Annotated in this window: 19 protein-coding genes; 10 read left to right on the forward strand and 9 right to left on the reverse strand. The window is 45.1% G+C overall.

Annotation, left to right across the window (positions count from 1 at the left end; genetic code table 11):
• Positions 1-44 precede the first annotated feature (44 nt).
• Entirely contained in the window at positions 45-782 is a 738-nt protein-coding gene (locus LZG72_RS00770) for a DNA-formamidopyrimidine glycosylase family protein (protein ID WP_233866329.1), read from the reverse strand.
• A gap of 51 nt (positions 783-833) precedes the next feature.
• Between LZG72_RS00770 and LZG72_RS00775 the strand changes: the two genes are divergently transcribed.
• Together LZG72_RS00775 and LZG72_RS00780 are read left to right on the forward strand one after the other, a co-directional pair.
• A complete protein-coding gene (locus LZG72_RS00775; protein WP_233866331.1) occupies positions 834-1,043 on the forward strand; it encodes a hypothetical protein in 210 nt (69 codons plus the stop codon).
• Positions 1,044-1,086: 43 nt separating this feature from the next.
• Positions 1,087-2,235: an AI-2E family transporter gene (locus tag LZG72_RS00780; protein ID WP_233866333.1), complete on the forward strand. Its 1,149-nt coding sequence runs from the start codon at positions 1,087-1,089 to the stop codon at positions 2,233-2,235.
• 72 nt (positions 2,236-2,307) lie between these two features.
• Here the strand turns inward: LZG72_RS00780 and LZG72_RS00785 are convergent, their stop codons facing one another.
• Positions 2,308-3,309, reverse strand: a complete 1,002-nt coding sequence (locus LZG72_RS00785; protein WP_233866335.1) for a ScyD/ScyE family protein — start codon at positions 3,307-3,309, stop codon at positions 2,308-2,310.
• A gap of 225 nt (positions 3,310-3,534) precedes the next feature.
• Here LZG72_RS00785 and LZG72_RS00790 point away from each other — a divergent pair, with 225 nt between their 5' ends.
• Positions 3,535-4,113 carry an O-methyltransferase gene (locus tag LZG72_RS00790; protein WP_233866337.1) on the forward strand — a complete coding sequence of 193 codons (579 nt, stop codon included), beginning with the start codon at positions 3,535-3,537 and terminating at the stop codon, positions 4,111-4,113.
• Between the two features lie 78 nt (positions 4,114-4,191).
• Here the strand turns inward: LZG72_RS00790 and LZG72_RS00795 are convergent, their stop codons facing one another.
• Genes LZG72_RS00795 through LZG72_RS00805 form a run of 3 tightly spaced genes read right to left on the reverse strand, consistent with a single transcriptional unit; the run spans position 4,192 to position 9,844 of the window.
• Positions 4,192-6,888 carry an ABC transporter permease gene (locus tag LZG72_RS00795; RefSeq protein ID WP_233866339.1) on the reverse strand — a complete coding sequence of 899 codons (2,697 nt, stop codon included), beginning with the start codon at positions 6,886-6,888 and terminating at the stop codon, positions 4,192-4,194.
• Between the two features lie 2 nt (positions 6,889-6,890).
• Positions 6,891-9,521 (reverse strand): ABC transporter permease, encoded by a 2,631-nt coding sequence (locus tag LZG72_RS00800; RefSeq protein WP_233866341.1) that lies wholly within the window; start codon positions 9,519-9,521, stop codon positions 6,891-6,893.
• Between the two features lie 2 nt (positions 9,522-9,523).
• The gene (locus tag LZG72_RS00805) at positions 9,524-9,844 is read right to left on the reverse strand and encodes a PadR family transcriptional regulator (protein WP_233866344.1); all 321 of its coding nucleotides are present in this window, start codon (positions 9,842-9,844) and stop codon (positions 9,524-9,526) included.
• Positions 9,845-10,112: 268 nt separating this feature from the next.
• Between LZG72_RS00805 and LZG72_RS00810 the strand changes: the two genes are divergently transcribed.
• From LZG72_RS00810 to LZG72_RS00825, 4 genes are all read left to right on the forward strand, one after another.
• A complete protein-coding gene (locus LZG72_RS00810) occupies positions 10,113-12,761 on the forward strand; it encodes a c-type cytochrome (RefSeq protein WP_233866346.1) in 2,649 nt (882 codons plus the stop codon).
• Between the two features lie 233 nt (positions 12,762-12,994).
• A complete protein-coding gene (locus tag LZG72_RS00815; protein WP_233866348.1) occupies positions 12,995-13,297 on the forward strand; it encodes an RNA polymerase alpha subunit C-terminal domain-containing protein in 303 nt (100 codons plus the stop codon).
• A gap of 12 nt (positions 13,298-13,309) precedes the next feature.
• On the forward strand, positions 13,310-13,762 hold the full coding sequence (locus LZG72_RS00820) for an SRPBCC domain-containing protein (RefSeq protein WP_233866350.1): 453 nt from the start codon (positions 13,310-13,312) through the stop codon (positions 13,760-13,762).
• 38 nt (positions 13,763-13,800) lie between these two features.
• Entirely contained in the window at positions 13,801-14,199 is a 399-nt protein-coding gene (locus LZG72_RS00825; RefSeq protein WP_233866352.1) for a hypothetical protein, read from the forward strand.
• Here LZG72_RS00825 and LZG72_RS00830 read toward each other — a convergent pair.
• Both LZG72_RS00830 and LZG72_RS00835 read right to left on the reverse strand, forming a co-directional pair.
• Positions 14,191-14,658 (reverse strand): hypothetical protein, encoded by a 468-nt coding sequence (locus LZG72_RS00830; protein WP_233866354.1) that lies wholly within the window; start codon positions 14,656-14,658, stop codon positions 14,191-14,193. The genes LZG72_RS00825 and LZG72_RS00830 overlap by 9 nt on opposite strands.
• Positions 14,659-14,667: 9 nt before the next feature.
• The gene (locus tag LZG72_RS00835) at positions 14,668-15,036 is read right to left on the reverse strand and encodes a hypothetical protein (RefSeq protein ID WP_233866356.1); all 369 of its coding nucleotides are present in this window, start codon (positions 15,034-15,036) and stop codon (positions 14,668-14,670) included.
• 196 nt (positions 15,037-15,232) lie between these two features.
• Here LZG72_RS00835 and LZG72_RS00840 point away from each other — a divergent pair, with 196 nt between their 5' ends.
• The 3 genes from LZG72_RS00840 to LZG72_RS00850 all read left to right on the forward strand — a co-directional run bounded on the left by LZG72_RS00840 (position 15,233) and on the right by LZG72_RS00850 (position 17,464).
• Positions 15,233-16,234, forward strand: coding sequence for a zinc-binding dehydrogenase (locus LZG72_RS00840; RefSeq protein ID WP_233866358.1), 1,002 nt, complete (start codon positions 15,233-15,235; stop codon positions 16,232-16,234).
• Positions 16,235-16,311: 77 nt separating this feature from the next.
• Complete coding sequence (locus LZG72_RS00845; RefSeq protein ID WP_233866361.1) at positions 16,312-17,103, forward strand: HipA family kinase; 792 nt, start codon at positions 16,312-16,314, stop codon at positions 17,101-17,103.
• On the forward strand, positions 17,081-17,464 hold the full coding sequence (locus LZG72_RS00850) for a DUF3037 domain-containing protein (protein ID WP_233866364.1): 384 nt from the start codon (positions 17,081-17,083) through the stop codon (positions 17,462-17,464). Before LZG72_RS00845 ends, LZG72_RS00850 begins: the two co-directional genes overlap by 23 nt.
• A gap of 7 nt (positions 17,465-17,471) precedes the next feature.
• Here the strand turns inward: LZG72_RS00850 and LZG72_RS00855 are convergent, their stop codons facing one another.
• The gene (locus tag LZG72_RS00855) at positions 17,472-18,227 is read right to left on the reverse strand and encodes a LytTR family DNA-binding domain-containing protein (protein ID WP_233866367.1); all 756 of its coding nucleotides are present in this window, start codon (positions 18,225-18,227) and stop codon (positions 17,472-17,474) included.
• A complete protein-coding gene (locus LZG72_RS00860) occupies positions 18,224-21,826 on the reverse strand; it encodes a histidine kinase (RefSeq protein ID WP_233866370.1) in 3,603 nt (1,200 codons plus the stop codon). Before LZG72_RS00860 ends, LZG72_RS00855 begins: the two co-directional genes overlap by 4 nt.
• Between the last annotated feature and the right edge of the window lie 355 nt (positions 21,827-22,181).

Raw genomic sequence — 22,181 nt, forward strand, 5'->3', positions numbered from 1 at the left:
ATAAGCCCGGAGCAGGAATTAGTGAAGATAAAGTCTATTAATTTTTATTCATACAAAACCTGGCAATTTGTACAGAAATAACTCCGTCGTTTTGTTTTGCCCAAATACTCTTTGTGGAAAGGAATGTTGCACCTCGGGCAAGTCTTTTTGGTGTGCGCGAGCCAATGCTTTTTTAATGTAAATTCCTTTTTCCATTCCAGAAAGTCGAAAGCATAATTCCGTGTTTCTGTCACCATTTCTTTCAGCTTCTTATCCGGAAGTTTTACCACGGTGTTGAGCGGATGGATACGGGCCCGAAAAAGGACTTCGTTTTTTATGATGTTCCCGCTTCCCGCGAATATATTCTGATCCAGCAATGCGTCGCAAACGAGCATACCAGGATTTGCTTTCAGTTTTTTTAATGCATTCGCCGATTTCCAGGAATCCGACATGATATCACCCGACCAATCGTAAATTTTGTCCGCAGGCTCCTCAAAGATCTGAACGGAGCAGGCGTAAAAGTTCAATTCATCCTTATCGAAAATCAGACTCAGTCGTGGCGGCGTTTTCTTTTGCTCGTTGATGAGGTAGCTGCCAAAAAGCAAAAAATGGATCCGAAGTGTGAATTCGTCAAAGCAGATCAGGAAATGTTTTCCCCAGGAGCGGAAATCAGTCACTTTCTGATTGATCAGCCTGTCTTTATCGATTTTTGTATTGCCCTCAACATGCCTGATCACCTTACCTTCGAGGTTAAGCTGATCTATGGCTTCTTTCAAAATTACAATGGATGGTCCTTCCGGCATGGCATGCTTATTATATTATCAGCTAGTATCAACATCTAAAAAATGCGAGCCATGCGGAATTTCATGATTACGATTGCATCCATAAGCGAAGAAAACACCATTACATTTGAGCGTCACATCATCCAGAATGATACGTTTCCAAGTAAGTCGTATATTACCAACGTTGTAAACCGCGGCGGGCCGGAGCAAGTCAGAGGTGAGGTGATTTCAATCGTTGAAATTTCTGATCAGGATGTAATCGACTATGAAGGAGTTGAGTGAAATTATTTTAATGTATCCATTATTTTCTGCTTAACTAGCTACTATGGGGCTGTTTTACAAAAAAACAAAAGGGGTTACAAGTGAAGGTGCCGAGTGGCTGCAGGGACGCGCCGCGTATCCTTTTTACATCAAAGCCCCCATGTCGCTCATCGGCATCTATCTTTTCTTCTACATTCTGTTTTTGTTACAGGATATCATTGTCCCATTTGCATTTGCGGGGTTACTTGCGATTCTTCTCAATCCGCTCTACAACCGTTTTCAAAAGTGGAACTTTAATAAGATCCTGGCCATTTTTCTAACGATATTTCTGGCGGTACTGGTTGTGGCGGGGATCATGTTTTTTCTTTCATCTCAAATTGCCCAGTTTGGCGAAATGATCCCGCAGCTGACCAAAAAAGCGGCCATGCTGATTGGTAACCTGCAAAAATGGTTGTCGGAAAGTTTCGGAATGTCAACCGCAAAGCAGCAAAGTATGGTGGAGGAAGCTATGAACAGCAGTAAGGCGTATGTTGGAAAGACATTAAATACCGTTTTCGGCGTGATCAGCTTTTTTATCCTGATTCCACTTTATATTTTCCTGCTTTTATTTTATAAACCACTGATCCTGAACTTCATATTTGAAGTGTTCGATGAAGATAATTCCGATCAGGTAGCGGAAATTTTGAAGGAAACCAAAGGTGCCGTGCAGAGTTACATTGTCGGACTGATGATTGAGACGACAATAATAGCTGTACTCAATTCCACGGCGCTGCTGATCCTCGGTGTGGAATACGCGGTTTTGCTTGGCGTGATCGGGGCAATTCTGAATCTCATTCCGTATGTCGGCGGTCTGGTTGCAATTGCATTACCGGTACTGATTTCATTCATCACCGAAGATGGATACACTACTCCGTTACTGATCATCGGCGCTTATGTTCTGATCCAGTTTGTTGACAACAACATCATCGTTCCAAAGGTTGTGTCCTCGAAAGTTTCTGTTAATGCGCTCATTTCCATTCTGGTAGTGTTGCTTGGCGGAACGTTGTGGGGGGTGAGCGGAATGTTTTTATCAATTCCTTTTGTAGCCGTACTTAAGATTATTTTCGACCGGATCGATGAATTGAAACCCTGGGGTAAGTTATTAGGTGAAAAAATGCCGGATCACGCGCCCCCCAAGGTTGTCAATCCAAAAGAAACGGGGAGTAAAGAATAACCAATGTCCTATTTAACACCATCAAAAAAGGCGTCACTCTCCCGAATGACGCCTTTTTACGATTATTTGAAATCAATAAGTCAGTTTCTGAACCGTTCCCAGTGCGTAGCTCAGCAGGTAGAATTCTTTGGGGCCGCTGCGTTTAATGTCGGTCGGCATCATTTGATTGTCCAGCAGAACATCTCCGCTTTCATTTCGGACTGTACCAGAGAAAGGAGTGAACTCACCCAATTTCAGATCGAACTTCGCAAGTGAAATGACGAGTGGTTTTTTGCCGGCAGTAAGTGTCAGGTGCGTCAGCGTAGTGAAATTCTCTCTGTAGATTTTGACAACACCCGATGTAGATACCTCAAAAATTTTCGCAGAATTCTCGAAAAATGGGCCACCTGAAAGTGTGCTTACCAAAAACTTGGTACCATCGAAGACGATGCCCGTTGCAACTGCATCGGTTTTCGGTGCCACATCAGGGATTTTAGCAAAAAAAGTAAACTCTTTTGTATTCTTATCTCTTTTGAAAATCGCATTTGCACCGGCATCCGTCATGTACAAATGTCCGTCAGGTCCCAGTGTAAGGCCATATAAATTGGAATTAAGCGGATCCGTGAATGAAAATGATTTCACGAAGGGCCCATGTTCTTCGAAAGGGATCAGGTTCAAGGCCATTGGAAGATCGCCAGCTTTGAAGTTGGATACGTCAGCAATATAAAGCTTGCCTTCAATCCCGTGCAGAATAAATAATGTGCCTTTGTCATAGAGCACGTGGCTGATGCCTTCCACAGCCTCATTGCCTTTCGCTGATTTGAATCCTTCCAAAACAGTTGTTTTTTGCCCACCTGGTGTGATCATCACAATGGCGCCATCGTCTTTACCGGTTCCGGCCTCAGAAACCCACAGGTTTCCTTTATCATCGACATCCATTCCGATAGGAAAGCGCAGGCCGTTTGCAAAAGGGGCGGCGGTAAGCGAAGTAGGTTCGGGGATTTGTTCTTCAGGCAGTTCGTGGTCCACGCAACCGAGGACGCCAACGAAAAGTAGAAGATAAAGGGATGCAGCTTGTAAATAGCGTTTTTTCATAATGTTGTTTAAATGAACGTTGGCAGGATAATTACTCCTTAATTTTAAAATATTACCATCCCAAACTTAATTATTTAAAGGTCGGTTGTCTTTAACAATGGCGGTTTTATAACCAGTCTCTTATTAAACGGTAAATCTGCGGTCACATCGCGGGAGATCTGAAACATTCCAATTAAGTTTACAAAATCACTGCCCACACATTTCTATCTCAATCTGCATTTCCAAATGACACAGGACATTCACCAACCGTTACCCAAAGCATATCAGGCAATCGACGTGGCGACAAAAGAGTCCGGCTTTACCATGGCTTCGGACATTTACACGTGTTCCCTGCTGAAAACGCTTGCATCATCGAAGCCCGGAGCTAAGTTCATAGAGCTTGGGACCGGCACCGGACTTTCAACTTCCTGGATACTCGACGGCATGGATGAAGGATCAACGCTGACTTCGGTTGATAACGAGGCTGCTTTTCTCAAAATCGCGGAGGATCATCTGGGCAGCGATCCCCGCCTGACTCTGGTACACAGCGACGGCGCAGATTGGGTAGCAAGCCATTCCGGTGAAAAATTCGACTATATTTTCGCAGACACCTGGCACGGAAAGTATTTGATGCTAGACGAGGTTTTAGATATGCTGAACATCGGTGCATTTTACATCATCGATGACATGATGCCTCAGCCAAACTGGCCGGAAGGCCACGATGTAAAAGCCCGGAATCTGGAAGATTACCTGGATTCCAGGAGCGATCTGGTAGTAACCAAGCAAATCTGGGCGACCGGGATTATTCTGGCCGTAAAGATTTGATCGTGCCCCCGACCCGTGGGAGGGGGCTTTTGGTGGGCGTACTAGCATTCGTGCAAATTCGTGTATTCGTGGCTTAATTCACTCCGACTTGAGTGACTTCGCCGGATTCATCACCGCAGCCCTGATCGCCTGCGAACTAACCGTGGCAAACGCAATGGTAATAGCCAAAAGTCCTGCAACCACGAACATCCACCATTCGATATCGATCTTATAAGCAAAATCGTTCAGCCACTGTTTTACTCCATACCATGCAATGGGAGAGCCAATTACGATGGAGATTAATACCAGTTTCAGGAAATCCTGAGATAGTAACTTCACAATGCTGCCGACCGTCGCCCCGAGTACTTTTCGAACACCTATTTCTTTGGTACGCTGGGCAATGGTGTAAGATGACAGACCAAAAATCCCGAGTGAGGCGATCATTACGGCAAGTAGCGAAAAGAAGCTCGAAATTTGTCCAAAAATCCGGTCGTCTTTATATTGCTCGTTGAACTTTTCATCCATGAAAAAATAGTTGAAGTTGTTTCCGGGAAACAGTTCATCGTATTTCTGTTTCACTAAATCAACTGAGTTACCAATGTCAGCTGTGTTGATCTTGATGGAAAAGAAACCCGATAATGTGTAAAACGGAGCGAAAACGATAGGTTCAATGGCATGTTTGAGTGACTGCTGATGAAAGTCACTCACCACACCCACAATGTTCCATTCTTTACCATTAAACTCAAATTTCTGCCCGGCAGCTTGTTCGGCGCCTTTGAAACCTAGCAATTTTGCTGCTGAAAGATTTAAAATTGCATTGGTCACTTTGTTGCCATCGGCATTCGAGTCCGTAGGTCGGAAGTTACGGCCAGCCAGCATTTTAATCTGATAGGTTTCGAAAAATGCGGGATCAACCGGCATCCGGCTAAAAGTGACGCCTTTTGAATCATTGGAGCCGATTCTTTTAAAATTAAAGCTCCTGCTCAGCCGGTTGCCAAACACATTGGCCGATGCACTTGCTACTTTCACAGAAGGAATGCGTTCCAGTTCTGTTTTAAAGGCATTGATCCGGTCGATTGCTGTTGAGTCCCATCGGGTGAGCTCTGGCCCGCGTATCACCAGCACCCGATCCATATTGAAGCCAAGATTCTCCTCTCGCATGAATTTCAATTGTTTGAAAACAATGAACGTCCCGATAATCAGAGCGATGGAGGCTGTATATTGGAAAACGACCAATGACTGACGCACCCATATGCCCTTTGTTGACCTTTTGAATGAACCTTTCAAAACCTGAATAGCCTTGAATGCTGATAATGCAAATGCGGGATAGAAGCCGGAAAGCAAAATGCCGAGTGTAAAAATACCAGCCAGCACCAGCGGCATATATATTCCGCCAAAACCATCGCCTGTGAGCAAAGACAAAGACAAAGGCCGTTCGATAAGCTGGTTCAAAATGGGCTGCAATGCGACAGTTAGTGCAATTGCCAAAATGAATGCAAGCAGGTTAAGCAGCAAGGATTCAGATAAAAATTGCCAGATCAGCTGACCGGATGTTGCGCCGGCTACTTTACGTACACCGACTTCTTTGGCACGTTCCAGCGAGCGAGCCGTTGAAAGATTAATATAATTGATCCAGGCAATCAAGAGAATGAATGCAGCAATGATCAGCATCGTCCAGACAGCCTTGCCGCTATTTACTTTCCCAATCTCATATTCATAATCCGAAAACAAATGCGCCTTTTTGAGCGGTTGCAGGAAAAACTGCTCCTCGCTGCCCGTAACCTTGTCCCCCTTAAAGTAGCGCCGACTGAACGCCGGGAATTTCTTTTCCAATTTAGCCACATCCGCACCCGGTTTCAGCTTAACGTAATGCCACATATCGGAGCTTTCGAAACCAGCTCTTACCCATTCACCCCAGGTTTTAGCAAGCGTTTCATACGACATCAGCACGCCATACTGCAAATGTGACGCCGCCGGGAAGTCCTTCATGACGCCGGTGATCTGATAAGGCTCGGTATCCTGATCTATCCGGATGCTTTTCCCGATCAGCCCGGCATAATCGTCCGGAGTTGCAAGGAAAATCCGTTTCGCATTGCTCTCAGAAATGACAATAGATCTGGGAGCTTTAAGCACGGTTTTTGGATTTCCGGTAATAAGTGGGAATGTAAAAACAGAAAGAAAACGGTCATTGACATAAGCGCCTTTTTCTTCAAAAATTTGATTGTCTTTTTGCAAGCTGAACGTACCCGGGTTCCCGATGGTCGTGTAAGATTCAATTTCATTAAAATCTTTCATCATTGAAGGAGCCACGCCTGGATAGGTAATGGTACCATGCTGGATCAGCTTTCCTTGCTGAAAACGGTCGTTGGTAATGCGGTAAATGCGGTCGCTATCTTTGTGAAACTGGTCGAAACTGAGCTCGAAACTCACATATTGCAGGATCAGCAGGCAAGCCGTGATCCCTACAACCAGACCGGTAAGATTGACAAAGGAAAAAGCCTTGTTTTTCCACATATTGCGCAGGGCAATTTTGAAATAATTTCTGATCATAAATGTTTGCAGGAATGAAGGTTGCGGGTATCTGCTTTTTTCTTTTTTGAATGCAAACGGCCGGATCATACTCAGTACATCAACCGCATAACGGAACCGCGCATTGCCAACATTGCCCGATCGGACACGCTGGTAGTAAAGTTCTTCCAGATCACCTTCCAGTTCCTCCACCAGATGCGCCGAGCAGAAGATCCGCAGCAGCCGGTTTGGCCATTTTGGAGGTGCAGTGTCGCGGTTGTTTTTCATCGTTATTCGCTTCTGAGACTTTTGACCGGGTTCAGTAACGCAGCTTTAATACTTTGAAAACTGATCGTAGCAAATGCAATGGTAGCTGAAAGCAATGCGGCTGCCACAAACACCCACCATTCGATATCTGTCTGATATGCAAAGTTTTGCAGCCATTTATGCATGCCAAACCAGGCGAGGGGAGAGGCAATGATGAACGCCAGCAAAATCAGTTTCAGGAAATCTTTGGACAGTAACCCAACAATGCTGCCGGTCGAGGCGCCCATTACTTTACGGACGCCGATTTCCTTGGTGCGCTGCACTGTACTATATGATGCGAGGCCTAGCAAACCGAGACACGAAATGAAAATGGCGAGTACTGCAAAATGAAGAAACAACTTTTCAAAACGCTCGTCGGCCCGGTACTGGCGGTCGAAATATTCGTCCATGAAATAATAGGTAAATGGCTTTTCGGGATTTTGCGCTTTCCATTCTTTTTCAATGCTGGTCAATGTCTGTTTTACATTGCTACCTTCGATTTTTACTGAAAGCAAATTCCCATTCCAAAAATCCAGAAAACGGAAGGTGAGAGGCGTAATGCTTTCTTGTAAAGATTTGAAATGGAAGTCTTTGACTACACCGATGATCGTTCCCTCTCGTCCCCATTGTTTGTATTTTCTCCCAAGTGCGTCTTGCGGGGACTGGTAACCGAGCATTTTCGCAGCAGCTTCATTGATGACCAATGCTTTGGAACTATCCGAGCCAAATGATTTTAAAAACCCGCGTCCGGCAGCCATTTTCAGGTCATATTGTTGTAAAAAATTGAAATCTACACTGTACACTGCCAGGTTACCGCTCTGCATTTCGCCTTGCGCATTCTCAATTTCGGAGTAGGCCTCATTGTTTTTAGAACCCGGCACATTCGTCGACGCAGCTGTGGATTTCACGCCGCTGATATTGAGCAGCGACTCCTGAAAAGCATTGCGTTTTTTGTCGGTATCACCATGGATGACAAGCATTTGATCTTTTGAAAAACCAAGATCGCGACTGCGCATAAAATTGACTTGCTTGTAGACCACGATCGTGGCGATAATCAATGCAATCGAAACGGCAAACTGAGCTGTTACCAGACCTTTTCGAAGTAAAATTCCTTTCACGCTCGTTGTAAACCTGCCTTTTAACACTACGACCGGATCGAAAGAAGACAGGACAAATGCAGGATAAATACCTGCAATGCACCCAATCAGGAGCGCAGCACTGAATAAGCCGGCTACGAATTGCCAGTTGTTAAGAATACCGGTACTGATGCTTTTTCCTGAAAGATCATTGAAAAATGGAATCGAAACGGCCGATAGCAAAACCGAAAAAGCGAATGCAATGATGCATAGCAGAACGGATTCACTGATAAACTGCCGCGTCAAAAGCGAACGTGCAGCACCGACGGCTTTCCGAACGCCAACTTCCCGGGCACGCTCAGCAGAACGCGCGGTGGTCAGATTTATGAAATTAATGCAGGCAATAAGCAGGATAAAAATCGCGACTACCGAGAAAATGTACACATTATTCAGGCTGCCCGATTCCTCGGCTTCGCGTTTCGAATGTAGATAAATGTCGAGAAGCGGCTCTAATACAAACGATATCGCCATTTTGTTCTCGCGCATCATCTGTCCCGCATGTTTTTCTATAAACGGCGGGAAATTTGCGGCGAATTTTTCAATGTTTATGCCGGGCTTTAGAAGCAAATAAGAAGTAGTACCAAACGCTCCCCAATCCTTGTCGATACCTTTATTAAACCGCTCGGTGTAGGAGCTCATCGAAACAAATAGGTCACCCTTAATCTGCGAATTTGCAGGAGCTTCCTTCATAAGGCCGGTAACCGTGGCGGGTACACCATCATCGCCGAGAAGCAAAGTCCGACCCATCGGATCTGAATCGCCGAAATACTTTTTAGCTGTTTTTTCGGTGAAAACAACACTCATCGGATCTCTCAATGCTGTTTTCGGATCTCCTTTAATCAACTCAAAATCAAAAACATTGAAAAGTGAACTGTCGGCAAAAACGGTTTTTTCTTCCTTGAATTTAAGGTCACCGTTTCGGACCAGAAAATTTCGGGTAGTGACGCGGGTAAATGCTTCAACTTCCTCAAATTCATTTTTCAGATTCGGTGCAAATGCCCAGGAACTGATGCTGTAATTCAAAGTCTCGGAAGTGGTTTTCAGATCCGTCGACAGTCTGTAAATACGATCCGCTTTTTTGTTAAAACTGTCGTAACTCAACTCAAAATGTACATATAATGCAATCAAAAAGCAGGCCGACATACCCACGGACAGCCCCATTACATTAATGAATGTGAATGTTTTATGTTTCCAAAGATTTCGAAATGCGATCTTAAAATTGTTTTTTAGCATGGCTGGTTGATGGTAGGCAGGCTGGGGATATGAATTTTTCTTTCTTTTAAACGCAAATGGTCTGAGCAGGCTAAATGCATCAATCATGTATCGGAAACGTGCTTTTTGAATACCGACGGATTTGACACGCTGACGAAAAAGTTCTTCCAGATCACCGTCCATTTCTTCCATTAAATGATCGGCACAAAGTAAATGCAGCAGCCAGGTGGCCCATTGAGGAGGATTGGGAGCAGAGTTTGGTTCCATTGTCAGGCCGGTTTTGGAATATTGTCCCACATCCTGTTCCGAATCTCACGAATCGTATCCAATGCCCTGGTACCGGCCATTGTTACGGTAAAAAGCCGTTTGCTGCGCCCGCCACGCTCGGCAGTAGCGCCACCCATTCGTGAAGAAAGCAGGCCTTTTTCTTCCAGCCGGTGCAGTGAGGCATGCACCGCGCCCAGATTGACGGACCGGCCCATTTGCTGCTCAATTTCATTCGTAATCGCCGCGCCATACGCATCCCCAGCCAGGATCGCGACAGCCAGCAAAACAATTTCTTCAAACTCGCCAAGATAGGTTCCTTTCATGTTTTTTCGAGGTCTACCGGATTACTTCCCTAAATGTATAACAAATCCCTTGCCACATTTGAAATCCTCCTTTTTGGAGTTTTGAGGTGGATTTACGTTGGATGCATTGTTCGAATGCGGACAATTGCATTTGTGTGCGGACACGGTTGCAATGCAGTTACGAATCCGGCTTGACTGTTTTTTAAAAAGTGGAGAGCTGCATTTCAATTTAGAGTAGTTATCAGGAGTTGATGAGTTTATTTAGCGGGCAAATTTTTATTTTTTTATCATGCTAAAAATTACATTAAGTCTGCTATCCGCATTTCTGATCCTATATTGGAATGGACTAGGTACGCAGCATTCTGAACAGTCTCATTCTGAGGTTTTCATAAAAGCCGATTCGCTTCCGAATGCGTCGGCATGGCCATCCGAATTATCGGTAACTCCGTTCGCCGGCCCGGATCTGACTCCAAGCCCGGCGTGTCTTGCCGTGGCACCAACCGGCGAAGTGTACGTGGGTGTAGATATGATCGGCTCACTCGGCAAGGATCCGGGAAAGGGGAGTATCGTCAGACTGGTGGATACCAACAACGATGGTAAAGTGGACAAGCACACCACATTTTCAAAAGTCGATGACCCGAGAGGCATTATCTCGCTGGGTGACCAGCTTTTTGTTTTACATACCACTTTTTCTGAAGAGACGAAAAAAGCGTCCGGCATGGACCTCGTAGTATTTGAAGATAAAAACCATGACGGTTTGGCGGATGGTCCTTCCAAACCTTTAATCCAAAATATTTGCTCGCCAAAGTTTCTGCAAAGTCGCGGTACCGACCACGCCACCAATGGAATACGGATGGGGATCGATGGCTGGATTTACATTGCCGTTGGTGATTTTGGATTTACGGATGCGATTGACCGTTCAGGCAAAAAAATGACGCAGCTTGGTGGCGGGATCGTACGCGTTCGGCCGGATGGTACCGAAATGGAGGTTTATACCCACGGAATGCGGAACATATATGACGTAGCGATCGATCCTTATATGAACGTTTTCACCCGCGATAACACCAACGACGGTGGCGGCTGGAACATCCGTTTCAGTAACCAGATCCAATCGGGCGAATATGGCTATCCGGTTTTGTTCAAGAATTTTACCGAAGAAATCATTCCTGCATTGATCGACCTTGGCGGCGGATCCGGAACAGGATCCTTATTTATGGACGATCCCAACTGGCCTGCAAAATACAACCGTGTGCCAATGATGGCAGATTGGGGCAGGAGCCAGGTTTACGTTCATCGCGTTACAGCCGATGGTGCGAGCTTTACGCAACAAGAAGAGGAATTTGTGAAACTGGCGCAGGTGACCGATCTGGATATTGATGCGTCGGGCCGTGTTTATCTGGCAGCCTGGGATGGAGCCGGATATTCGGGTAATCCAAATAAAGGATTTGTGGTACGCGCCGTTCCCAGAACGTGGCAGTATAAGCCATTTAAAGATGTTAAAAAATCATCCGCAAAAGAGTTAGCGGCATTATTAAAGTCAGAAAGTGCGGTTCAGCGGCTGGCGGGGCAGCAGGAATTGTTAATGCGTTTTCCGAAAGAGGCTGCGGATGCTTCCTGGAAAATTGCTGCTGACAAAAATCTTCCATTGTACATTCGCGTCGCGGGGATATTTACCTATGCACAGGCAGCGGGTAAGAATGGGATCGCGAACCTTGTGAGGTTGACTGATGACAGCACTGTTCGTGAATTTGCATTACGGGCACTGGCGGACCGAAAACCGAATCTGGAAAAAGTGCCGATTGAGCCATTTCTGAAAGGGATCAAAGATGCTTCTCCCCGGGTACAGATTGCGGCTACGGTTGGTCTGGGCCGGCTTGGACGCATTGAGGCAGCGCAACCGTTGCTGGAAGTAAAGGTACCTTCGTCGTTTGTTTCTCCGGCAAAAGGAACAGAAGGTCCGCACGCCACACCAAATTCCGCCATAATTCCGGCACATATCGCAGTGAGATCGTTGGTGGCAATCCATGCCGTTGATGCATGTGTGAATGCAATCGGTACCGAAAATTCGACCATCGCATTATGGGCATTACGCTATATGCATGATCCCAAAGCGGTTTCCGGGCTGATCGCAGCGTTTGAAAAAGCAAAAGATGAAGGATTGAAGGATCAGATTTTAACAACGCTGGGCAGATTGTATAAAGTAGAGGCGCCGTACGATGGTTCGTGGTGGTGGAGTACCCGCCCGGATACGCACGGACCTTATTACAAAGCCGTTACTTGGGAATCTTCTGATGCGATCAAGAGCTTTTTAATGCAGCAATGGACGAAGGAAGATGAAGAAGGGAAAAAATTCTTTGCTGAGCTGAATGGCCGCCAGCGAATGGGAATTGATGAGTTCGGCGGTGAAGACATTGTGGTGGAAAAGCAGGAATTGAAAATCGATCTCAGTAAAATCAGTAATAAAAAGGGACAGATCGGCGAAAATTCGATTGAAGACGTGATGCTTGCCATTGCTAAAATCGAGGGGGATCCAGCAAAGGGAAAACTGTTATTTACGAAACAAGGCTGCGTCGCGTGCCACAGTATTAGTAAAAACGGGCCGTTGAAAGGACCTTATATGGGCCAGATTGGCTCGATTATGAACCGGGAACAGATCGCTGAATCCATTCTGAAACCAAATGCATCCATTTCACAAGGTTTTGCCTCCGTATTGATTACAACCAAGGATAAAATGAGCTATATGGGCTTTGTGTCCGAGGAATCTGCGGAGAAACTGGTTTTGCGGGACATTACCGGTGCCGTATATACTTTCAAAACGGCCGACATTGTGACGCGGAAGGAAATGGAAAATTCGATGATGCCTCCCGGGCTGGCGAATGAATTGTCTTATGAAGAATTTGCTTCGCTGGTTACCTTTTTGTCACAGCAGAAAAAATAACTCTCTTCAAAATAGCCTCTTTGAAATTGTAGAGAGTAGTTTAAAACTGTACGGTAGTTTTGCCGGCAAGATATTCATTACTCAACGTTATAATTCGGTTAATCCCTGGCGCTACTGCGTCAGGGATTTTTTTGTTTGATCGTCCTGAAACCCCATTCAAAAAGTCCCGTTTCCACCTCCTGTAAAAAAGCATCAATGCCTATTTTTATCTGCTGAAATCAGAGAGGAATAATATGGTAAAACAAAAAGGAACTTTGAAGATCTGTCTTAATGGACATAAATACTACAAAAGTACCGATTGCCCGACCTGCCCGGTTTGTGAGGCAGAGCATAAACCGGAGACCGGATTTTTGTCTTTACTAGCCAATCCCGCAAGGCGGGCATTGGAAAACAATGGAGTCTCGACCTTGAATCAATTGTCAAGGCTCACGGAAAAGGAGGTTTTGAAATTTCACGGAATGGGGCCAGCATCTATGCCGGTACTTAAAAATGCATTGGAGAAGGCAGGATTAGCATTTACTTTAACGGAAAAGTAAGACATAACAAACATGGAAAATCAGAAATTACAATGCAATGCGGCGATTCAGATTTCGAAGACGCGGCACGAAGTATTTGAAGCGATCGTTGATCCGGAAGGAATGTCTAACTACTTCATTGCCAATAGTAACGGCCGAATGGAGGAGGGTAAGAACCTGATCTGGCACTTTCCGGAAATGGATACAGATGTGCCTGTAAAAGTGGGAAAGGTCGAAACAGACAAGCTGGTTTCCTTTTATTGGGGCGAAGATGGGAAGGAGTTGCTGGTTGAAATCGTGCTGGAAACGTTTCAGGATGCAACCGTTGTGAAAGTCAGTGAAAAAGAAATGGATAACGACGAGGCAGGGATTGCCTGGGTAAAAGGCAACACAGAAGGTTGGGCGAATTTTCTGGCCTGCCTGAAAGCCTATCTCGAATACGGGATTAACCTAAGAAAAGGGGCATTCGGCTGGCGGTTCCAGTAAATGGTAGAAGTAATTTTTGTTTAGTAATCGGGCCAGAAATGAAGATTGTATTGTTTGCGATGCTTGCAATGGCTGGAATAAAAACATTCTATGCTGAGACAGTCATGGAGAGACACGGTTCATCAAAAATTCGCGGCAGATTTGTTCTCGATGGTGCCACCTGTGCAGGTTTTGAATTTTTCAGTGATAAAGAAATTATCTGGCGTAACGAGATCACGTGTTCGGAGCCAGACACGATGCTAGTTCACTGGCTGGACGAAAAATCTTTTTTAGTGAAAGACAAAAGGCGCGTGAATGTCAATAAAGAATGCCCGCCAAGAAACTTATACTATGTCGTCAGCCGGTATGATGGAAAGAGTCTTGCTTTGCAGGAAGTGTGGACGGGTTGGGGAGATTTCACGAAAGAGACTCTGAAATTTTCTAAACAGTTACCATAATGCCCTGAAATAAGGTCTGGCCGATAACGGAGAAAATGGCCACGGAATGGCGATAAAAATGATTAATGCTGCGATTATGAAGAAAATGGTCATGGTCCTGAATTTGGCAAGATCACTTTCCTGCCTCTTGGCCGTCGAACTACCGATTGTAAGTATGATGACCGCAATGGTCATCAGCGCAATGTGGATGATCCCAAAAAACATGAATTCAAACTGACCGATCGCTTCTTTGAAATGCGAGCGGAAATAGGCGATGAATGGACTGTTAAAATACAGTAAGTAGCCTAGCGTGAGCTGAATGTGCGAAAATGTTGCCGTAATGTGACGGATCGAATCATCCGTTTGCGTAAAACGTTTTGAACCCTGCCAGCCTCTGACACCCCGATAAATAGCTAGAAATAAGGTCAGTACAACGAACCAGCGGACGATGGAATGTGAAAAGAGTAGAAGAGGGTACATGTGGGTTTATCAGGGCTTTTTACGTTTTTTACTGCTATCCGGCTTGACTGTCTCGCCGGGATTCAGCGTGCGAATGGTTTTCTTTACGGTATAGGTTGTAGTAGTATCTGTCTGTGTCGGTTCCGCATCCGGACGTCCCGTGCTGCTTCTCCCGTCGATCGTACCGGTAGTACTGACCGAGCCGTTGTCATTCAGGATGGGTCCCGTTTCGGCATTTGCGGAATCTTTCAGGATCGCTGTGACGTCTGACGAGTCTTTTCTGACCTTTTTTAATGAGGTCCTGGTTTCGTGCGTGCGTTCTGTATACCTCGTTTTTTGCGAAAATGAGTTTGAGGCAGAGAGTAATACGATGACTATAATGAATGAAAGCGCTTTCATGAGCTTTTGGTTTTAGTTAGTTATGACGGACCAGTTCTGTTTTTACTTTAAAAAAAATCAACAAATATTATTCCAGACGACCGAATCTTGACAAACCGGCCGGGCTAGTTGCCAAGCAAACAATAGATTTGATGTAAATTTCATTGAAATGAGTCAGGAGCATCGGTATCTTGGGGTTTAATACAACCTGAAAATTATGAAAGCAGTATTCTTAACCAATACGAACGAGCCGCTCGTCATTAAGGAAGTAGCAACACCTGCGGCTTCCGCAAATCAGATTTTAATCAAACTTGCATATTCTGCATTAAACCACCGGGATGTCTGGATACAAAAAGGGAAGTATGCAGGCCCGAAATCAGGGCTGATCTTAGGGTCAGACGGTTTTGGGACGGTAACCGAAGTTGGTGCCGACGTAGATTCTTCCTGGATTGGAAAAGAGGTTATCATCAACCCCAGTCACGATTGGGGCGACAATCCGGCCGCTTTTGGTGCTGATTTTAAGATCCTGGGAAACCCGGAGCCAGGCACGTTTGCCGAGTTTATTTCTGTTGATCAAAAATATGTACACGCGAAGCCGGCGCATATGACCGGCATTGAGGCTGCGGGATTGCCACTTGCCGGCGTAACTACTTACCGTGCACTTTTCACAAGAGCTGCTTTGAAATCAGGAGAAAAAGTTTTGGTGACCGGAATTGGCGCTGGAACTGCATTACTGGCGCTCCAATATGCACTTGCAGCTGGTGCGACCGTGTATGTTACCTCGGGTTCTCAGGAGAAAATCGATAAAGCAATCGGATTAGGAGCAGTCGCCGGTTTTAATTACAAAGCACAAAACTGGCCAAATGCGGCAAAAGAGGCTACCGGTGGCTTTGACGTAATCGTAGATAGTGCGTCGGGAAATGGATTTGGAAATCTGATCGACGTTGCCAAACCCGGCGGGCGGATTGTCTTTTTTGGCGGGACCGATGGCGCGATCGGCAATATTGTACCTAATAAAGTGTTTTGGAGAAATATTTCCATTTTAGGAACGACCATGGGAACGTTGCAGGATTTTGACGATATGCTTGCATTTACCGAAAAACACAAGATCAAACCGATTATCGATAACGTTTACCCGGCGCTGGCCGATGCGCAAGAAGCATTCGATCACATGCATTTGGGTAAACAGTTTGGAAAAATCGTTCTCACAAATCAATAAAAACAAGCAGACCCTGGCTTTCGGACGGGATCTGCTTGTTTTCTCTCTAAATTACAGCCGGATATTTTGGACCGATTATGATAAAAAGTGAACTCCGGACCGTCGACGTTACCCGATACCTGACACCTTTGCGGGAGGGAGGATCATTACCGGCGATTGTTGAAGCCGATGATGATTTTTTGTATGTATTAAAATTTCGTGGTGCCGGGCAGGGGGCGAAAGCGCTGATTGCTGAGCTCATTGGCGGCGAGCTTGCCAGGTATGTCGGCTTGAAAGTGCCGGAGATCGTATTCGCTAATCTGGACGAAGCATTTGGTAGAACCGAGCCGGACGAGGAAATCCAGGACTTGTTAAAGGCAAGCGTCGGGCTCAATCTGGGAATGCATTACCTGTCGGGTTCCATCACTTTTGATCCCCTGGTAAGCCGGATCGATTCAAAACTAGCTTCTCAAATCGTTTGGTTGGATAGTTTTTTAACCAATGTGGACCGTACGGCCAGGAACACAAATATGCTGATCTGGCATAAAGAATTGTGGTTGATCGATCACGGTGCATCGTTATACTTTCATCATGCCTGGGAAAATTGGCAGGAGCAGGCAAAGCGTCCATTCGCCCAGATTAAAGACCATGTTTTGCTTTGGCAGGCCAATGATATGGAATTGGTAAATTCTGGTTTTCAGGAAGTTATCAATGAAGAGTTGATCCGGGCTATTGTCGGTCTCATACCGGATGAATGGCTTGTGACCGACTCCCCATTCACTTCTGTTGAAGAACACCGGAATGCGTATTCCCAATTTTTGTTGACAAGGCTTTCTGTGTCTGAGTTATTTGTAAAAGGCGTGACCGATGCAAGAAAAGCACTTATTTGAGTATGCCGTCATCCGCGTTGTACCCAGGGTAGAACGGGAGGAATTTATGAACGTAGGTGTGATCTTGTACTGCGCCGGACAGAATTTTTTGCAGGTTTTATCGGAATTAAATGAGGAAAGGCTGGGTATGTTTGCGTCCCAAACTGATCCTGACGAAATTCGTGAATATCTGAGGTCTTTTGAACGGATCTGCAAGGGTAGGAAAGAAGGCGGGGCCATTGGTGCGCTGCCATTGTCTTCCCGGTTCCGCTGGCTCACAGCCACCAGAAGTACAGTGGTGCAATCGTCCAAAGTACATTCTGGTTTTTGCAGCGACCCAGCTCAAAAAATTCTAGCGCTTTTCGACCAGCAGGTCGGCTAATTATCGGTTATCTCAAATTCAGAAACTGCTGGACAACTTCCTTTTTTCTCCGCGAAATCTCAATACGGGACCCGTCGGAGAGCAGCAGGTACTGGTTGTTGTGGCTCACCTGCTTAATGTGTTTCGGGTTGACCAGATGTGACTTATGCGTCCGTATAAAGTTGAATTCACTCAGCATTTCGTCGAAGTGTTTCAGTGTTTTACTGGATAAAAATGGCCGCTTTCCCACGAGGTGAATGGAAGTGTAATTTTTATCAGCTTCCAGCCGCAGCACGTCATCCAGATTAAAGAAAAATACACCCTGGTTGGAAGGTACAGCCAGTCGGAAATCCTTGATTTCTTTCTTTTCGATGTTCTGGACAAGGTTTTCATACAGTTCCTGTTTGGTCAGCGTATTTTTTTGCGCTATGCCTTCCAGATGCCTGTCAATGGCTGCCTGCAATTCATCCGGATCTACTGGTTTGAGCAGGTAATCCAGCGCGCTGAACCGGATGGCCTGGATCGCATATTGATTGTAGGCAGTTGTGAATACAATGTCGTATGAAGGATTTTTCCGCGCGATCAGGAAGTCAAAACCATTTTGATGCGGCATTTCCACATCCAGAAAAACAATCTCCGGCGTGAACGTTTTGAGTACTTCCAATCCCTCTGCAACAGAATCCGCGTGTCGGGCTTCTATATCCTGTGATACAGAATTTTTCAGGTAATGGCTGAGCACATTCCTGGCTTTTTGTTCGTCATCGATAATCAGGGCTTTAATCATAATTCATCATTTAAAAGAGTAGAAAGTTCGATTACAACGAGAGTACCTCCGGGCAAGCCCTCGGGATTATATTTGTCTATTATGTTTACTTCGGCATGCTGATCTTGTCTTTTTAGCAGGGCAAGGCGGTCGCGAGCAATTTGTAACCCTTTGGATTTGTGTCTTTTAGCTTTACTGTTCTTGTCTTTTATCTCATAAGACTTTTTTCTTCCGATACCATTATCCTCGACGGTGCATTGAAATATGTCGTCCGAGACCCGTTTAAATGTGATCAAAAGCTCACGGTCGTCTTTTTTATGCATTAATCCATGCCATAAGGCATTTTCTACATAAGGTTGCAGCAACATAGATGGGAGTGAAATTTCCTCGATATCCAGATCTTCGTCCACCTCGATAATGTACCTGAAATGTTCAAACCGCATTTGTTCCAGCTCGAGATACAGTTCCAGTACATCGATTTCCTCTTCAATGGTCACCAGATTTTTGTCCGAATTATTGAGGACCGTGCGGAAAAGCTTTGAAAATTTATTCAGGTACCTGCTGGCTTCCATATACTTTTCCGTCACAATGCATTCCTGAATGCTATTCAGGCAATTGAAAACAAAATGAGGGTTCATCTGCGCACGCAAAGCCATTAACTGGCTTTCTGCCAACATTTTATTAATCTCAAGAAGCAAAATTTCTTTTTCCTGCGCATCTTCCTGGGCTTTCGCTTCTGCAATTTTGTTGGCGGATATCGAGGCAATCGTCGAAAGCGTCCGGACATGTTGCTGGGTGAAAAATTTCTTGCTTCCATGTTCTGAGTCAATCACGCCGATCACCTCGCCCTCGTGGAAAATCGGTACACAAAGCTCAGACATGATGTTTTCGTCCCGGAGTTTATGTCGTTTTTCTTTGCTGCCGTCCGGAATGAGGATTGCGGTCTTTGTGAATGCAACTGTTCCCGCCACTCGCTCGCCGAGTTCGAGTTCAATCGCATCAAAGAAGTCATATTCAACACCTTCTCGCGTTCCATAAGTCGCCCTCAAAACCAGCTTCTTTTTGCTTTCGTCCCACATATAGACCGAGCAATCTTCGAAATGCAGCTGGGAAATGCAGTTCCGTGTGATGTCCCAACATATTTCACTCGCGGAATTCTCTCCATATACCGAGTTGGCGAAGTAGTCGATGGCCTTATCGAAGTCTTGCTTCTCCTTATATTTGATATAACTCCAGTGAATCAGGTGTCCGGTGAAACCAAACAAAATGGCAAGTATCCCAATGAACCACCAGGTTTGCCACCAGTTGGGAAGAATCCTGATTTTCAAGGTAGTAGCGGATTTCATCCAGTTGCCGTTTTGGTCGGTGCTGCGTACAAGAAAGGTGTAGAAACCAGGCGTCAGATTGTTATATGAAACCGTAGTAGCCCGGCCGCTCACAACCCATTCAGGATCGATGCCGAGAAGTTTGTAGCTATATCGAAGACCTGGAATGTCATGATGATTCAGGGAGGCAAACCGAAATGTGAGGAAATCCTGATCCGGATTTAGCACCAGTTCTGTGGTTCCGGTCAGGTCGGTCAGATCGGTCGTCTGTTTGGAATCTTCTCCAAAAACGCGGATTGAAGTAATATGAGGTGGCTTTTGGACTGGAATGCTCGCAAAGTTGACAGGATTGAGCACGACCACCTGATCCATCATCGTCGCGTAGACCAGACCTTTATTGATGTTTACATCGATCCAATAGTTCTGAAAGTTTTTGCCTAAATGTACATGCACCTCGGTGACAGACCTGGTTTCGCCATTTACATACATCAGACCCTCATTGCTGGCTGCCCAGATCGTCCCCCGAACATCGATTCCCAGACCAAGAATGTAATCGGAGAGTAAGCCATCGGTCGTATTAAGACTGTCCAGAAACACACCATTACGATTCAATTTGATCAAACCACGGCCCCAGGCGCACGACCAAATGTTACCATCGGCGTCTTCCGCCATTCGCGTGGCCATGTAGGTGCGATAATCCCTGATCGGAATCACCTTGAACGTATCATTTTTCAGGTTATACTCTATAAATCCGGAGCCGTAATAAGCAAACAACAGATTCCCGTCCCGCAATTTCAATGCGCTCGTACAGTTCCGATGCTTGGGGTAATTCCAATCAGGGTTCGTACTATCAAAACGGTCCGCCCGATCGGATGACGGATCATACCGGTACAACGCGTCGTCATCTATGTGAAACCAGATCTTACCCGTGCCATCTTCGAGGATGAAATTTGCCCGCGTATTTTTAGTTTTGAACGTGACCTGGTTGAGCCTTTCAATTTTAGCGGCACCCATTTTTAGGAAATAGATGCCGTCTTCGCCCGCAAACCACCACCTGTCCCGGCCTTTTACCGATTTGTAGAACCGGTTTTTGATGTATTCATCTTTATTATACGTTGCTGCATAACGCACCGACGACCGGTCGTTCATGTTATAAGCGACAATGCCGTCCTCCTTGGCCGTCATAATGATGCTGTCGGAAATGACGATCGAATTATTTTGAGCGAACTTGACCTTATGGAAGAATGGAAAGCTTGGCAGGTGGTAAATAGCGCTGACAGGTTCCTTATTTCGATTTTTACTTACACCATTTAACGTCCCCAGCCAAACGTTACCTTCGCGATCTTCCATTGCCGCCCGGAAGTGGCTATATCCGATGGAATTAGGCTCATCCTGGTCGTAAGGTATCTTTTTGATCGGTCCATTCGGTTCTTTCAGATACGCCGAATGGAGGAAAGTAGAAATCCAGAGACGGTTTTTACTGTCGATAAACAAATTGTTGCAGCTATCGGCCGAGTCATCACTATCTAATGTATTAAAACCGGTCGTCTTGTTAGTTCGCCAATCCCAAAAATAAAGCGATGAATCGTCTCCATACCACAAATTAAATTGCTTGTCAATTGTAATGGCGGTAATGTTCTTATGTTCCAGAAGAGGATATCTGCGTGGATTATACTCACGATTATAGATAGTAGTATTTTTACAATCGATAAAAAAAGCATTAGATCCGCCGACCCAGAATCCTTGCCTTTTCGAATCCCAACAGAATGCCGAAAATGCGCTATTTGTAAAATTGTTTTCTTTCAGTTTTTCGGCGCCCTTAATTACCTCATTTAACCGAAATATCTTACCATGATCATATATATAAATATCAAAATAAGAGACAATCCAGAGGCGGTCCTGATTGTCTGAATGGATGGCGAGAATTACCTTTTTAGCTAATTCCGTAAAGCGTTTATCGCTGTAATATGTAGCCTTTCGCTTATTAAATGTCCTGATTCCATAAGGCGTTCCTATGAGCAAAACCTGATCATCATCAATGGGCGTGATGGCATTGACATACAGATTACGTTCTCCGTTGCTGCTCTGGTAGCGTTGGATGAGATGGCCGTCGAAACGATCGAGCCCATTGATAGTCCCGACCCACAAAAATCCCTCAGGATCCTTGTATAAGCTCCGGACATGGTTTGCGCTGAGCCCGTCTTCCTGATTGAAGTTTTGAAAAATAAATTGCCCTGATGCGGGAAAAACAGCGCATAGGAATAGCAGGAAGCATAATAGAGCTTTGGAACGCATGAGTAAGGTCGTGGTATTACCTGAATGTAACTAAGTTAAAAGATCTCAGCCTTTACCGTTGGATAACTTATTTAACGGCGTATAGTAGTTAGTACAAGGCGCATTCTACTAAGTGCTTTGTGCATTTAACGTGACCTGCATGGAATTAGCAGGCTTCTTAATGCGATTTCAATTCTGAATTTACACCCGATTAATAAGTCGATAGCTTGCAATAATTAATGTGCATTTCAATCATACTAGTTTGAGACTTCTAATGGAATATTTCGGGCTAAAAATATTAGGTAAAATGCCTTTAAATCCGTTCAATCATTCTTATTACCGAAAATTAAACATATTCTTTTTAACGAATAATTGA

The sequence above is a fragment of the Dyadobacter sp. CY323 genome (genome assembly GCF_021390245.1).
Lineage (GTDB): Bacteria > Bacteroidota > Bacteroidia > Cytophagales > Spirosomataceae > Dyadobacter.